The sequence below is a fragment of the Elstera litoralis genome (assembly GCF_000963705.1).
Taxonomy (GTDB): domain Bacteria; phylum Pseudomonadota; class Alphaproteobacteria; order Elsterales; family Elsteraceae; genus Elstera; species Elstera litoralis.
Window position 1 is genome coordinate 1 of record NZ_LAJY01000021.1, and the last position, 13,980, is coordinate 13,980.

The 13,980-nt window shown below is 62.8% G+C and carries 13 protein-coding genes and 1 tRNA gene; 9 read left to right on the plus strand and 5 right to left on the minus strand.

The window, feature by feature from the left end; translation table 11 throughout:
- Window positions 1-479 precede the first annotated feature (479 nt).
- The 7 genes from sdhC to VZ95_RS21315 all read left to right on the plus strand — a co-directional run bounded on the left by sdhC (window position 480) and on the right by VZ95_RS21315 (window position 8,050).
- On the plus strand, window positions 480-863 hold the full coding sequence (gene sdhC, locus VZ95_RS01320) for a succinate dehydrogenase, cytochrome b556 subunit (RefSeq protein WP_045774279.1): 384 nt from the start codon (window positions 480-482) through the stop codon (window positions 861-863).
- Between the two features lie 13 nt (window positions 864-876).
- A complete protein-coding gene (gene sdhD, locus VZ95_RS01325; protein ID WP_045774280.1) occupies window positions 877-1,269 on the plus strand; it encodes a succinate dehydrogenase, hydrophobic membrane anchor protein in 393 nt (130 codons plus the stop codon).
- Window position 1,270: 1 nt separating this feature from the next.
- A complete protein-coding gene (sdhA, locus tag VZ95_RS01330) occupies window positions 1,271-3,061 on the plus strand; it encodes a succinate dehydrogenase flavoprotein subunit (protein ID WP_045774281.1) in 1,791 nt (596 codons plus the stop codon).
- A 12-nt stretch (window positions 3,062-3,073) separates the two neighbouring features.
- The gene (locus VZ95_RS01335) at window positions 3,074-3,850 is read left to right on the plus strand and encodes a succinate dehydrogenase iron-sulfur subunit (protein WP_045774282.1); all 777 of its coding nucleotides are present in this window, start codon (window positions 3,074-3,076) and stop codon (window positions 3,848-3,850) included.
- A 216-nt stretch (window positions 3,851-4,066) separates the two neighbouring features.
- Complete coding sequence (locus VZ95_RS01340; RefSeq protein WP_045774283.1) at window positions 4,067-4,771, plus strand: type 2 periplasmic-binding domain-containing protein; 705 nt, start codon at window positions 4,067-4,069, stop codon at window positions 4,769-4,771.
- 114 nt (window positions 4,772-4,885) lie between these two features.
- Window positions 4,886-6,061, plus strand: coding sequence for a cell division protein ZapE (gene zapE, locus VZ95_RS01345; protein ID WP_045774284.1), 1,176 nt, complete (start codon window positions 4,886-4,888; stop codon window positions 6,059-6,061).
- 72 nt (window positions 6,062-6,133) lie between these two features.
- Window positions 6,134-8,050: a methyl-accepting chemotaxis protein gene (locus tag VZ95_RS21315; protein ID WP_052711378.1), complete on the plus strand. Its 1,917-nt coding sequence runs from the start codon at window positions 6,134-6,136 to the stop codon at window positions 8,048-8,050.
- A gap of 4 nt (window positions 8,051-8,054) precedes the next feature.
- Here VZ95_RS21315 and VZ95_RS01355 read toward each other — a convergent pair whose 3' ends face one another.
- Window positions 8,055-8,618 carry a demethoxyubiquinone hydroxylase family protein gene (locus VZ95_RS01355; protein WP_045774285.1) on the minus strand — a complete coding sequence of 188 codons (564 nt, stop codon included), beginning with the start codon at window positions 8,616-8,618 and terminating at the stop codon, window positions 8,055-8,057.
- A 13-nt stretch (window positions 8,619-8,631) separates the two neighbouring features.
- On the minus strand, window positions 8,632-9,138 hold the full coding sequence (locus VZ95_RS01360; protein ID WP_045774292.1) for a disulfide bond formation protein B: 507 nt from the start codon (window positions 9,136-9,138) through the stop codon (window positions 8,632-8,634).
- 134 nt (window positions 9,139-9,272) lie between these two features.
- Between VZ95_RS01360 and VZ95_RS01365 the strand changes: the two genes are divergently transcribed.
- A tRNA-Leu gene (locus VZ95_RS01365) sits at window positions 9,273-9,357 on the plus strand.
- 334 nt (window positions 9,358-9,691) lie between these two features.
- A complete protein-coding gene (locus VZ95_RS01375) occupies window positions 9,692-11,638 on the plus strand; it encodes an asparagine synthase-related protein (RefSeq protein ID WP_084627505.1) in 1,947 nt (648 codons plus the stop codon).
- 7 nt (window positions 11,639-11,645) lie between these two features.
- On the opposite strand, the gene VZ95_RS27820 is transcribed toward VZ95_RS01375, so the two are convergent.
- The 3 genes from VZ95_RS27820 to VZ95_RS01395 all read right to left on the minus strand — a co-directional run bounded on the left by VZ95_RS27820 (window position 11,646) and on the right by VZ95_RS01395 (window position 13,729).
- Window positions 11,646-11,921, minus strand: a complete 276-nt coding sequence (locus VZ95_RS27820) for a sulfotransferase domain-containing protein (protein ID WP_052711380.1) — start codon at window positions 11,919-11,921, stop codon at window positions 11,646-11,648.
- Complete coding sequence (locus tag VZ95_RS27825; RefSeq protein WP_269747040.1) at window positions 11,918-13,417, minus strand: sulfotransferase domain-containing protein; 1,500 nt, start codon at window positions 13,415-13,417, stop codon at window positions 11,918-11,920. Before VZ95_RS27825 ends, VZ95_RS27820 begins: the two co-directional genes overlap by 4 nt.
- Window positions 13,418-13,492: 75 nt before the next feature.
- Complete coding sequence (locus VZ95_RS01395; protein ID WP_232302430.1) at window positions 13,493-13,729, minus strand: PqqD family protein; 237 nt, start codon at window positions 13,727-13,729, stop codon at window positions 13,493-13,495.
- Window positions 13,730-13,980 lie beyond the last annotated feature (251 nt).

Consider the following 13,980-nt stretch of genomic DNA (forward strand, 5'->3'; position numbering starts at 1 on the left):
AAACGCCCCGCGCCCCGGATGATTGGAGAGCACCACCGTATTGAGCGCCCAAACTTCCTGCCCGAGCGCCTGCAACGGCAAAACCGCCGCGCTATTGCCGACATGACCTTGAACGACGGAGGATTGGATCGACAAAACGGGCATGCGCGCCACCGGCTGAGGCAAAAATAAACGATATTGCAAGCGCTTATAGGACAGGTCCGGCCCGACGCCAAGAAAAAGCCGCGATCTCTGATGCCGAAAAACCGCATAGCGGCAGGGTTTCTGCGGCATTCTTGCTACATCGTGACGCAGAGGGGACCCCTGGCAATTCCCGCCCCTGCGTTGACTTGCGGGGGTGGTCGGTCTAGGTATTGGTCGCATTACAATTGTCTGCGGAACGCTTCGAATTTCAAGAAGGCGTGCGCGGAGTGGACCCGAGGGAAACGGTCTCGTTTGAGACTTTTTTGCCTCGGTTCTTGGGAAGGGGATCAGAGGATATGGATGCGCGTAAACGGCCCCTGTCGCCGCACCTGCAAATCTACCGCTGGCAAATCACCAATTCGATGTCGATTCTGCATCGGCTGACGGGCGTTGCCCTGTCGGTCGGAACCTTGCTGCTGCTGTACTGGCTGGCTTCCGCCGCTGCCGGTCCGGCGAGTTTTGCAACGGCACAAGCAGTGGTCGGCTCGTGGATCGGGCGGCTTGCGCTGTTCGGTTGGTCGATTGCTCTATTTTATCACCTCTGCAACGGTCTGCGCCATCTCGCCTGGGATGCCGGATATGGGTTCAGCCTGCCCGCTGTTACCAAATCCGGCATGGCAGTCTTCGGGGCAACCGCCGTTCTCACGCTCGCGGCTTGGATCGCGGGCCTCGTGATTTAAGGAAGCAAGCGCCATGAACGCACCGAACGGAATGCGGACGATGCTGGGCCGCGTGCGCGGCCTGGGATCGGCGAAAAGCGGGTTCGCCCATTGGTGGGCACAGCGGATGACGGCCTTGGCCCTCGTTCCGCTCGTGCTCTGGTTTGTCATCAGCATCATCAGCCTATCCGGCGCCGATCACGCGGCGGTTTCCGCCTGGGCCGGGCATCCGGTCAGCGGCGTGCTGCTCATCGCGCTGGTGATCGCGGTTTTCCACCATGCCCAACTGGGGCTTGCCGTGGTGATCGAAGATTACATGCATGAGGAAGTGGCGAAGATTGTCGCTTTGACCGCCGTGCGGGGCTTTGCCTTCCTCGCGGGCCTCGTCGGCGTCGTCTCCGTGCTGAAGCTGATGGTGGGGAAATAACATGACCCAGAGCTATAAGATCGTCGATCATACCTACGATGTTATCGTGGTCGGCGCGGGCGGCGCGGGGTTGCGCGCGACGCTCGGCATGACCGCCGCGGGCCTGAAAACGGCCTGCGTCACCAAAGTCTTCCCGACGCGCTCGCACACGGTTGCCGCCCAAGGCGGCATCGGGGCCTCGCTCGGCAATATGGGTGACGATAACTGGCGCTACCACATGTACGATACCGTCAAGGGTTCCGACTGGCTCGGCGACCAAGACGCGATTGAGTACCTGTGCCGCAACGCCGTTCCCGCCGTTTACGAGCTGGAACATTTCGGCGTTCCGTTCAGCCGTACCGAAGACGGTAAGATTTATCAGCGCCCCTTCGGCGGCCATACGCAACGCTACGGCGAAGCGATGGCGAAACGCGCCTGCGCCGCCGCCGACCGCACGGGTCACGCCATTCTCCACACGCTGTATCAGCAGTGCCTGAAGCATAAGGCGGAATTCTTCGTCGAATATTTCGCGCTCGACCTGATTATGGACGAGGAGGGCGCGTGCCGGGGCGTGATGGCGCTGAATATGGAAGACGGTGTCATCCACCGCTTCCGTGCCCATATGGTCGTGCTGGCGACGGGCGGCTATGGCCGCGCCTATTTCTCCTGCACCTCCGCCCATACCTGCACGGGCGACGGCAATGCGATGGTGTTGCGCGCCGGTCTGCCGCTGCAGGATATGGAATTTGTTCAGTTCCACCCGACCGGCATCTACGGGTCGGGCTGCCTCATCACCGAAGGCGCGCGCGGCGAAGGCGGGTATCTCACCAATTCCGCTGGCGAACGCTTCATGGAACGCTACGCCCCTTCCGCGAAAGATCTCGCCAGCCGCGACGTGGTGAGCCGCGCCATGACGGTTGAAATCAACGAAGGGCGCGGCGTAGGGGCTGCGGGCGATCACATCATGCTTCATCTGGAGCATTTGGACGCCGCCACGCTGCACGAACGCCTGCCGGGCATTTCCGAAACCGCGAAGATTTTCGCGGGTGTGGAAGTGACGAAAGAGCCGATCCCGGTTCTGCCGACGGTTCACTATAATATGGGCGGGATTCCGACCAATTATATGGCCGAAGTCATCCGCCCGTCCGAGGCCAACCCGGACGCGGTGGTTCCTGGGTTGATGGCGATTGGGGAAGCGGCCTGCGTGTCGGTCCACGGCGCGAACCGCCTTGGCACCAACTCGCTGATCGATCTCGTCGTCTTTGGCCGCGCCGCCGCCCATCGGGCCGCCGACGTGGTGAAGCCGGGCGCGCCGCACAAGCCGTTACCGGCCAATGCGGGCGATAACGCGCTGGCGCGCCTCGACCGCATCCGCAACGCCAAGGGCGGCAGCACGACCGCTTCCCTGCGCGACAAGCTGCAACGGACCATGCAGGCCCATGCCGCCGTGTTCCGTAACTCGAAGCTGCTGTCGGAAGGCGTGGAGAAGGTCAATGGGCTCGCCAAGGGCCTCGACGATCTCGGCATTACCGACCGCTCGTTGATCTGGAACAGCGATCTGATCGAAGCCCTGGAGCTCGATAATCTGATCGGGCAAGCCCAGGCGACGATGGTTTCGGGCGAAGCGCGCAAGGAAAGCCGGGGGGCCCACGCCCACGATGATTTCCCCGACCGCGACGATGTGACCTGGATGAAGCATTCGGTGGCCTGGGTGGATGAGAAGAGCAATGTCTCCCTCACCTACCGTCCGGTGCATATGTACACTTTGACCGAAGAGGCCGAAGTTTTCCCGCCCAAGGCGCGCGTGTATTAAGGGGATCGTAAAATGGCTAAATTTTCTCTCCCAGCCCATTCGACGATCAACGAAGGCAAAACCTTCCGCGCCGACGGGGCAAAGCGTGTTAAGCGGTTCCGCCTGTACCGGTGGGACCCGGAAACCGGGCAGAACCCGCGCCTCGATACTTACGAGATCGATCTCGATAAGTGCGGGCCGATGGTGCTCGACGCGCTGATTAAGATCAAAAACGAAATCGACTCGACGGTCACGTTCCGCCGCTCGTGCCGCGAAGGGATTTGCGGCTCCTGCGCCATGAACATCGACGGCACCAACACGCTCGCGTGCTTGAAGCCGATCGACGACGTGAAAGACGATGTGAAGATCTACCCGCTGCCGCATATGCCGGTGGTGAAGGATCTCGTGCCCGACCTGTCGGTGCCTTACGCCCAATATGCGTCGATTGAGCCTTGGCTCAAGTCCGAAACCGTGCCGCCGCCCGATAAGGAACGCACGCAGTCGGTGGAAGAGCGCGCCAAGATTGATGGCCTGTGGGAATGCATCCTGTGCTTCTGCTGCTCCACCTCCTGCCCAAGCTATTGGTGGAACGGCGACCGCTACTTAGGCCCGGCTATTCTGCTGCAAGCCTATCGTTGGCTGGCCGATAGCCGCGACGAGCATCAGGGCGAACGGCTCGACAATCTCGAAGATCCGTTCCGCCTGTATCGCTGCCACACGATCATGAATTGCACCAAGACGTGCCCCAAAGGGTTGAACCCTGCCAAGGCCATTGGTGAAATTAAGAAAATGATTGTCGCGCGTAACTAAACGCGCCGCTCGACCGTAAACACTGGCAAGAGCCCCGATCGGCAACGGTCGGGGTTTTTTACGCGCGTTGCACAGGTTTTGCCCAACCGAATCGCGGCCTTAACAGAATCGTAAGGGAGAAAAGGTTAACCTTACAAAATGATCGGCTCTATCGTCCCCTTTTTTAGAGTAATACGTAAAGTCCGACACATTCGCGTAAGCTTTGTCGCAATTGTTTTGCTTGTTTTAAGTTTGAACCCCGCCTCGGCCGATACCCCGCCGCAAAAATTTCTGGTGATGGAAAGCTATCCTTGGGCTTTTTACGAAAATGACCGGGTCAAAGGTGCCTCGGTCGAATGGCTGGCAGCCCTGGCCGCAACCCATAAGCTCGCCCTAACGCCCGTCGTCACCTCCTTCCAGCGCGGGCTCGATCTGGTGAAGCGTGGGGATATCGACTTTATGATCGTCCCGGACTCGCCGCGTTTCCGCGACCTCGGCACGCCGGTCTTCCAAGTCCTCAGCGTTCCGATGGTCCTGGTCGCACGGCCGGGGCTGCTGGTGACGCCGCCCGAAAAACTGATGAACCTCAAGTCACTCGGGATTATTTCGGGATTGGAGCTGAGTGAAATCGAGATGTCCCCCGTCGTTTTGCCGCCAACGGAGGATGTTCAGGCCGATAGCGCCCTGCGCCGGATGGCGGTGGGCCGGTTAGATGGGCTGATCGTCAGTAAATTTGGCCTGATGGCCGAGGCGGCACGCCAAGCCCTCCCGATGAATAACTGGCCGCAACGGCCCTTCGGCACGCTGCAACTCGCGCTGTTTCTCGGCCCCCACACCCCTGAAAACCCGCAAACCGATGCCGTTGTGCGCGCGGTGCGGCAAGCGCGCGACACGCGCTCGTACCTGCCCTATCTCGCCCGGTATCTGAGCCCCGGCCCCTGACCCCCGCCCCTGACCGCAGTGCAGCGCAGCCGCGCGCGGGGTTACACTTCCCCCGGAAGGCAGGAGCGCTACAAGCTTTTCTGCCGATTTCATTGCGATCAGACTGACCCGACCATGCCCTTCACCACGCCGATCGACGAAGACCCCGATAGTCTCAGCACCGCCTCGCCGCTCAAGCGCTATCGCGCTGCGGTAAAAGCCGGGCGGATGCAGGACGATGCGCTGCAAATCGGGATCCTCACCCGGCTGGAAAGCTTGCAGGCCGAACTTGCGGGCTATGTGCCCGTGGGGGCCGAGCCGCCACGCTGGCTCGGCTGGCTGAAGCGCGACCGCCGGTCCGTGCGCCCGAGGGGGCTGTATATTCACGGCTCGGTCGGGCGCGGCAAATCGATGGTGATGGATCTTTTCTTCGCAACCGCCCCGGTGCCGAAGAAGCGGCGCGTACATTTTCATGCCTTCATGGCCGAGATTCACAGTCGGCTGCATATTCTGCGCCGGGAGCATAAGGACGGTTTGGCCGACCCTCTAGCGAAAGTGGCCGAAGAGGTCGCCGAACAAACCTGGCTGCTGTGTTTTGATGAGTTCGTCGTGAATGATATCGCCGACGCGATGATTCTCGGGCGGCTGTTTCAGGCCCTTTTCGATCGCGGCATTGTGATGGTCGCCACCTCCAATTTTCCGCCGTCGATGCTGTATAAGGACGGGCTGCACCGGGATCGCTTCGAACCCTTTATCGCGCTGCTGGAACAAACGGTCGAAACGCTCACCCTCGATGGGCCGCGCGACTATCGCCGTCTGCGCCGCCTGGGCGAGCCGGTCTATTTCGCGCCCCTCGGGCCTGCCGCGACGCAGGCACTCGATGCCGCCTTCCTCGATCTCACCGACGAAAAACGCGGCCAGCCGGAGAGTGTCACCGTAAACGGCCGCTCGGTGCCGGTGCCGCAGGCGGCGCGGGGCGTGGCGCGGTTTCATTTCGATGATCTCTGCGCCAAACCCTTAGGCGCGTCCGACTATCTCGCCATCGCCCAGCGCTATCACACGCTGCTGCTCGATACCGTGCCGCTGCTGTCGCCGGAGAATCATAATGAGGCGCGGCGCTTCATCACCTTGATCGATGCGCTTTACGAGGCCAAAACCAAGCTGCTGATGGCCGCCGAAGCCTTCCCCGATCAGCTTTACCCGGAAGGGCGCGGCGCGTTCGAATTTCAGCGCACCGCCAGCCGCCTGATGGAAATGCAAAGCGAGGAATATCGGCTGCTGCCCGCCGCCGCAGCAGCAGACGCCGCGTAAAAATACATGCGGTTGTAATCGCTCCCCTCTGCTAAGCTCCCGCCGCTTGGGATTTGCTTTAGGGGAAAAACGATGACGCTTCGGTCACGGGTTATTTTGTTTGTGACGGTCATCACCCTCACCTTGGCGCTGGGCATGACCGGCACCCAATGGTGGCGGCAACAAATCAACGAAGAGCGGTTCGCCACCGCCACGATTCGCGGGCAGGAAGTGCTTTGGCATAAGATCGTCGAAACCATCCACCTGAACCTTGAAGCGCACGTGCGCCAAATCGACTCCCTCCCCGGTCTGCTCCCCGCCCTCGCCAGCCAAACGCCCGCCGCCCTGCGCCAAGCGCTCGACGGGTCGGAGGCGCTGAAAGGCGTGGATTATGTCGAAATCCTCAGCCCCAAGGGCGAAAGCCTCTTCACCACGCAGACCGGCATGAACGCCCAACCCCTGCTCGATCAAGGGGCGCTTCAGGCGAGTCTAACCGCAACCGGCCCCGTGCGGCGCTTACAGCAGGATGCCAGCCGCAAGTTCGTCATCGTCAGCGCGGTGGCCCTGCGTCAGAACGGTCAGGTCTTAGGGGTCTTGACCGTCGGTCGCGATAGTCTCGCGGCGATGACGGAACTGAAAACCAGCCTGGGCGGCGATGTGGCGCTGCTTAATCTGCGCGGACGCATGGTCGCTTCGACCGATGCCCCGCTGTGGCAAAGCCTGAAAACCATCCCGCGCCTGCGCGAAGCCTCGCTCAGCGAAGTGGCCGCCGGCTCAAAAACCTACCAGATCACGGCGATGCCGCTGCGCGATGCGGTCGGGCGCCCGCTCGCCAGCCTCGTCGGCGTTACCGATATTTCTGCGGCGATTGCCCAGCGGGAAACAGTCGATTTCGTGGCGGGGGCCGGAACGCTCGGCTTCTTAGCGCTCACCGTTCTCGTGCTCTCCTTCTACCTTGCGCGCTCCTTCAGCCCGCTGCGGAACGCCATTCAGGCGCTCGACGCTTTGAGCCGAGGCGATACCAATATCGATCTCGAAGCCAGCGCCGCCCGCGATGAAATCGGCGCGATGGCGGGTGCCGTCGATCGGTTCCGCGACACCACCATCATCGCCCAGCGCCTCGCCGAGGAGCGCGAGCTTGCCACCCGCCGCCGCGAGCGCCGCCACGAGCGCACCGAAACCGGCATTCGCAAGTTCAACAAACGCTTCTTCGCCAGCATTGGCGAGTTGACCGATGCCGCCGAGCAGATGACGACTTCGGCAACGAAACTCTCCACCCTCTCCAATAACGCCTCCGAACAAAGCGTTCAGGTGGCCGGTGCCGCCCATCAGGCGACCGCGAATGTGGGGGTAGTGGCGCAGTCGGCGGACGATCTGTTCCGCTCGATCCGCGATATCGCCGATAAGGTCGCCCGCTCCACCGCAATCGCCCATCGCGCCATGCAGGAAGCCGAGGAAACCACCGTGAAGGTGCAAGGGCTCTCGGTCAGCGCCGGACGGATTACCGAAGTCGTCGATATGATTAACGGTATTGCCCGGCAAACCCGCATGCTGGCGCTCAATGCCCGCGTGGAAGCCGAACGGGCGGGGGTCGCCGGGCGCAGCTTTGCCGTGGTTGCCCGCGAAGTGAAGCTACTGGCCGATGCAACCGCCGGGATGACGGAAACGATCGCCGAGCACATCAATTCGATTCAAGCGGCGACCGGCGAGACCACCGGCGCGATTACCCGTATTTCCGGCACCATCAACGCCCTCAACGATATCGCCGACGATATCGCCGTCGCCATTAAGCGCCAGGGCGAGACCACCGGCGAAATCGCCCATAGCGCCACCGAGGCTTCAGACGGCGTCGGCGAAGTCTCCGAGAAAATTGTTCAAGTCTCGGCGGCGTCGATGGAAACCGATATGGAGGCCATGTCGCTGAACGATGTGGCGTCGTCGGTGAAGCAACAGATCGAAACCATGTCGCACGAAACGCAAAAGTTCTTCAAAACCCTGCGGCTGGCGTAAGCGCTTAAACCCGCTGCGCCAGCCAGATGGCGAGTCGGGAGCCGGTTTTGATCGCAGCCTCCAGCACCGGAAAGGCAACCGCCTCGCGCCCGCCTTCGGCAACGGCGGTATCGCGATGCTCAAGCTCTTCGGCGCGGAACTGATCGATCTTTTGCTTCAGCGGCGCTTCCGCCTGGCCCAGGCGCTCGGACTGCTCGGCATAATGCTGATCGATCACCTCTTCCACCGCGATCGTGCAGGCCATCGCCGCCTTATCGCCCATCAGGGCTGTCGCCGCGCCCAGGGCAAAACCCGCCACATGCCAGAGCGGGAAGAGCGCGGTCGGGCGAATGCGCCGCTGCACCAACTCGGCCTCGAAGGCTTCGAGATGCTCGCGCTCCTGCTCGGCCATATGCTCGATTTTGGCGCGTAAGGGGCTGTTCGAGCGCAGAAAGGCCAACTGCCCTTCGTATATCCGTTTTGCGCCATATTCGCCCGCGTGATTGACGCGGACCATCCGGCGAATTTCTTCCTCCGGGCTTAGGTCGCCGGGCAGCGGCAGGGCGGACGTGGGGGCAGACGCGATCATTGCGAAAGGCTCCTTACGCTTTGCTCTGGGCCGTTCGGATCAAGACGATGACCCCCATTAGCCCAGAGATAATGAAATTATACCCGGCCATCGAAATGCCGAGGAAGGACCACGCCACCTCATCGCAGCGCACCACCGGCGTTGCCAACAGCGCGGTGCGCAACTGATCGATGGATTGCCCGGCCCCGAGGGTCGACCCGCAACTGGCGGTGCCCTCCCACCAGTGCCACTCCACGCCCATATGGAAGGCCCCGATCCCGGCGGTGACGAGCAGCGCCAGTCCGGCAAGATAGGTGAGCGACCGCGCCGAGCGCGTAAGGCCGCTGCGCACGAGGAAAATCGCCAGCAGCCCTAAGCCTAGGGCAACCGCGTGGGGCCAGCGCTGATAGAGGCAGAGAACGCAGGGCTGCAAGCCGCCCCAAAACTGCGAGATCAGCGCGACCGCGAGCGCGACCCCACTGTAGAGCGGGGGCAGGATCACCAAAGGCATCAGCCGGGAGCGCGAGCGATAAGAAGCCATGCAGCAGATATACGCCTGTGGGCGTGCCATGCAAGCGTCGCCTGATCCGCAAAAAAGGGAATTGCGCGAAAGCAAGAGCGGCGCTAGGGTGCCGTCGCTTTCGGTTTCGACCTTGGAACGGGCTGGAAGCATGTGCGGGCGTGGTGAAACTGGTAGACGCGCTGGACTCAAAATCCAGTTCCGAGAGGAGTGTCGGTTCGATTCCGACCGCCCGCACCAAATTCTATTACAGACATGACATGGAAGCACGATTTGCAGGCTGGATGTCTTTGTGCTATTTCATGAATCATGAGTGCAGAACTGAAGATTACCGTGGCCAAACAGGTGTCGCGCCCAGACGCGGAAGACAGCCGCGCGGTCGACCCGGCGCGTAAGCCGTGGTCCGCCCCGTTACTGATGTCATCCTCCATTGAGGCCGTAACACAGCACGCCGCGAATACCGTGTCTGATGGCACGGGCAATTTATATTCCTGAGAACCTCGCCCGGAGATCCTTCGGGCATCAGCCTGCGCGTCACTAGGTTGGACATGTCTTCAGCGCACGACCTGCCATCATGAGCGCGTTCGCAGGCTTCGTGTCTCTTGGAGCCGACCTGCCGCCGGGGACACCGGAACGGCTCTCAAAGGCCCTGGAAGGTAAGGGGCTCGGCAAGGCCGTGGTGCGCCGCTTCGACCAAGGCGTCTTCGTTTTCCGTCAACGCCTCCTTTCGCCGGAAGACCGCTACGAGCAGCAACCTTGCGTAGGCGCGGATGGGCAAATCCTGTCGATGTTCGATGGTCGCCTCGATAACCGGAGCGAATTGCTGGACGCGCTCGGCCTGCACAGCCCATCGCATCTTCCTCTTCCCGATGGTGAGATCGTTCGGGCAGCCTACGAGCGCTGGGAAGAAGAGGCCGTGCCCCGCCTCCTCGGCGAATTCGCATGGGCCGTATGGAATGCCCGTGATGGGCGGCTCATGCTGGCGCGGGACCTCAGCCAGAACCGCGCCCTGTTTTTCAGCAACGGCGATGGCTTCACCGCTTTCTCGACCGGGTACCGGCCGCTGCTCGCGCTGCCGCAAATTCCGCGCGATGTTGATGATCTGGCCATTGCCGACCTGCTCCTAACCAGTCCCGACGCGAGTGGACGGAGCTTCTACAAGGCTATTTCGTGGGTCGGTGCCGCCGAGCGCGTGATAGTGACCGCCTCAAGCCTGCGCCGAGACCGCTTCTGGGAGCCAGCGCCGCGCCCGATGTTACGCCTGCCAAGCGATGCGGATTACTGGGACGCCGCGCGCGGTGTTTTCGAGGAGGCCGTCGCCTGTCGGTTGCGCGTCGCAGGCCCGGTCGTGTGCTCGGTCAGCGGCGGGCTGGATTCGAGCGCAGTTGCCGCGACCGCCGCCCGCCGCTTGGCACCGGGCATAGTGCATGGGCTGTGCATCGTGCCCGTCGCGGGAGCCTATCTGTCCGTTCGGGCGCATGAGTATGCTGACGAGCGTCCCTTCGTCGCAGCCCTGGCCGTGCAGCACCCGAATCTCCAGGTCGAATATTTGGAATCCGCCGAGGTTCGGCCCTTTGAACTGGACCCACGGCAACTCTTCCTGGCGGCTGGCGCGCCCCTCCGGGCACCGTCGAACGCCGCTTGGTTCCTCCCCATGCTGCACCGCGCAGCAGACCTGGGCGCAACGACGCTCCTGAGGGGCGATCTCGGCAATCTTACCTTCAGCGCCGAAGGTTTCACGCAGCTCTCAGCCCTACGCCAGGGCGGCGCTTGGCTGACGTTGGCGCGCGAGTTCGCCGCGCTGAGGCGGACTTTGCCGTCGTCCAGTTGGCGGGCACTGGCGCGGTATCAGACCCTGGAAATGTTGCCGGATCGCGTGCGGGCAGAACTGCGTCGGATACGACGCCACCGAAACCCATTCCGCTCCCCCAACCCCGTATTTATCAACCCGGACTTCGTCCAGGACGCTGGCCTGGACGAGCGTAACAGGCACCACGGCGTCGCGAGGAGAGACTTCTGGACGGCGAACGGCGTGGCGTCCCTCCTGCGCTATGTCTTGCTGCGCTCACGCATGCAGGGAGAATCGTCCGCAGCGCTGCGGAGCATGACCGGCGTCACCTCGTCGGACCCTTTCTCCGACCGCCGAGTCATTGACTTCTGCCTGTCGTTGCCGCCCGACCAATTTCTTCGAAACGGGGAATGGCGACGGCTGGCGCGACGCGCTTTTGCCGATCGGTTGCCGACCGAAATCATCGAAAATCGGAAGCGCGGCGCACAGAATACCGACTGGCATACGCGCCTAGCCCCTTATCGCCCAAACTTGGCGGAGGAATTGGAGCGGTTGAGCGGTTCTGCGTTGGCCACGCGCATTCTCGACGTGCCCCGGATGAAGCGCATTCTTGCTGGCTGGCCGGACGACCCCCGCGCCGTCGAGGGCGATGGTCAAGTGTACCGCGTTAGTCTGTTGCGCGCGCTGCATGTCGGCCAGTACCTAAGCTGGATTGACGGCGGAAACCGATAACAGGTGCTCAGGCATACCCAAGCCGCGCCATAACCGTGGCGTGGTCGCGTTCGATTTGATCCGCCTGCGCCGGGGTCAGCGCGTCCCGCCAGCCACCGGCGATACCCCGCCGGAAGAACCGCACGGCCTTGATGGGGCGCTCGTGAAAACCATATTGCTCCTCGGCGGCGGATAAGGCATCGAACCGCGTCGCTGCGACGGCGCGCTCGACCGCCTCACGCTCTGCGGCCCAGCCCAGGTAGCGGGCGACCCTCAGCAGCGCGCCCGCTGCGTCGACGGTCATGTCCTCGTACCGCAACAGCAGGGGGGCGGCATCCCTGGCGCATCCAACCAACTCTCCACATGCGCGCTCCAGCTCAACAACCGCTGCGCCAGTTGGGTCTTGCCCCGTTTCCCGCCGCGCGCCAGCGTCGCGGCTGGCGCGGCCATAGCGGCGATGGCCTCATCCACCGTCATGCCCAGATGGGCGGCCAGGGATACGGCCACATCGCGCGGGTCCCGCGCGATGTAGAGGGTGCCCAATGTCAAAGCCGGCGGGAACAGCGGCTCCCCTGCGGACGTCAGCGTCCAGGCGTCGTGTACTTTGCGGAGCTGGGGTTCAGCGTGCCGACGCGCTTCGAGTTCGTAGAAGCATGGCCGCAGCGCTTCGGCCTCGTCGTCCGTGAGATCACCGGAATCGACATCCAGCAGCAGATCGAAGGGACTCCGGTTGCTGGCGATCGGGGCAAAGCCAACCTTGGCGGCGAAGTCTGGCGGCGCGCCGTCCCGGCTCAAGCTGCTCAACGCCAGCCGCAGCCATGTATTTCCCGACTTGGGGTAAGACGCCAGCCAGTGATATCCGCTCATGATCTCCCGCCGAGATCGCGCGCTGCCTGGCGGGCGACAATCATGGACACGGTGGCGTCCAGCGCTCCCAGGTCGGGCACCCGCGCCAGCCGCAACGACGGCAGCACCGCGATGCGCATGAGCGCGGACATCAGCGCCGCGCGCCGTCCCATCCGGATGGCCGCCCCCCGGCGATAGACCGCGCCCACCAGATCGTCCATCGCCATGCCGCCCCCGTACCGGGGTAAAACCCGCGTGGCGCGGGTCCGACGCCATCGTCAGATGGTAAATCGCGGCAAGCGGCAGGGGCTCTGCCGAAAAGCACCCTTCGACCCGCAGGTGGAATTTCTCCAGTTGGGCGCGACTGCGCTCCAGCCCGTCGGCGCACAGACCCAGCCCGTCGAGAGAATCGCGCCACAACTTGATGCGGGGAAAGGACGGCAGCACGCGCGGCCCGCCGGGCGCCGCCACCTCCACGACCGTCACATCGTCCGCCAACACTCGGTAGCCACGACGCAAGAAGGCGGCGGTCAGCGTCGACTTACCGACCCCGGAAGCCCCCGCAAAGGCGACCGCCCGTCCATTGATCTCCACGCAACCGGCATGCAACGGCACGAGGCCACGGGAATGGCACAGGAAGCCGAACACGCTCCCCAGCAGAAATACCCGCACGTCGGGGGCGGTTGGGTCCATGTAGGGCTGTATGGTTACGTGCCGACCGTTTTCCACGTAGTAGGCCGCCACGCCGGCAACCGCGTAACGGCAATCGCCATCGGCACCAACCTGAAGCAGCGGCCCCTCGAACACCGGGCGCTCCAGCCGGTCGGGCACAGTGCCGAGACGAATTTCGACATCCGGCACGCGGTCGTCGCCGTTCCATTTCAGCAGATCCGGGAGCGGCAGCTCGGAGACGATCCTAAGACCGCATAGCGCATAAGTCATGGCTGCGACCATTGCCCAAGCGTGGATTGATCGTCAAGGAAAGTGCGGCGAATGCCGAAGGCACCTCCGCCGCCAGCCCGCGCCGCATCAGCCGACCTCCACGAGGCCCTGTTCTACCATCCTCGTCAGCAGTGCCAGCACATCGCGCTCGATGCAGGCGATATCGGCGTCGTAGACCTGGACCAATGCGCCCGCCAGCGCAGCCACCGTTATCGACTCCTCCAGGCGCTTCCAGATGTCGGTGCCGATGGGGTCCAAGCCGAAATATACACCTTTCTCGACGTTCATTATGACCATTTCGCCCCCGACCTCGGTGGCCAGCACATCAGCGACGCGCCAAAAGTGCGTGGAGCGGTCGAGAGGGACTTGGCCTGAATTGGGCATATGGCTCTCGAATAATCGTTTTGTCGGGAAAAGCATGGTCGCAAGTTCGGGCGACGACTGTCAAGACGTTAGGGGGTCAGCGGACGGCAGCTTGACTGACAAGAACACCAGAAACACTATACCAAGGGTGGCGTAGGCGTTCTGCTATTCTCTGATGGCATGGTAAACTATGGCGATTTCGCCGACCCGGC

Excerpts from the sequence above, each read along its gene's own strand:
- sdhC (WP_045774279.1), top strand. The coding sequence starts at position 480 with ATGGATGCGCGTAAACGGCCCCTGTCGCCGCACCTGCAAATCTACCGC.
- sdhD (WP_045774280.1), top strand. The coding sequence starts at position 877 with ATGAACGCACCGAACGGAATGCGGACGATGCTGGGCCGCGTGCGCGGC.
- sdhA (WP_045774281.1), top strand. The coding sequence starts at position 1,271 with ATGACCCAGAGCTATAAGATCGTCGATCATACCTACGATGTTATCGTG.
- VZ95_RS01335 (WP_045774282.1), top strand. The coding sequence starts at position 3,074 with ATGGCTAAATTTTCTCTCCCAGCCCATTCGACGATCAACGAAGGCAAA.
- zapE (WP_045774284.1), top strand. The coding sequence starts at position 4,886 with ATGCCCTTCACCACGCCGATCGACGAAGACCCCGATAGTCTCAGCACC.
- VZ95_RS21315 (WP_052711378.1), top strand. The coding sequence starts at position 6,134 with ATGACGCTTCGGTCACGGGTTATTTTGTTTGTGACGGTCATCACCCTC.
- VZ95_RS01355 (WP_045774285.1), bottom strand. The coding sequence starts at position 8,618 with ATGATCGCGTCTGCCCCCACGTCCGCCCTGCCGCTGCCCGGCGACCTA.
- VZ95_RS01360 (WP_045774292.1), bottom strand. The coding sequence starts at position 9,138 with ATGGCTTCTTATCGCTCGCGCTCCCGGCTGATGCCTTTGGTGATCCTG.
- VZ95_RS01375 (WP_084627505.1), top strand. The coding sequence starts at position 9,692 with ATGAGCGCGTTCGCAGGCTTCGTGTCTCTTGGAGCCGACCTGCCGCCG.
- VZ95_RS27820 (WP_052711380.1), bottom strand. The coding sequence starts at position 11,921 with ATGACCGTCGACGCAGCGGGCGCGCTGCTGAGGGTCGCCCGCTACCTG.
- VZ95_RS27825 (WP_269747040.1), bottom strand. The coding sequence starts at position 13,417 with ATGGTCGCAGCCATGACTTATGCGCTATGCGGTCTTAGGATCGTCTCC.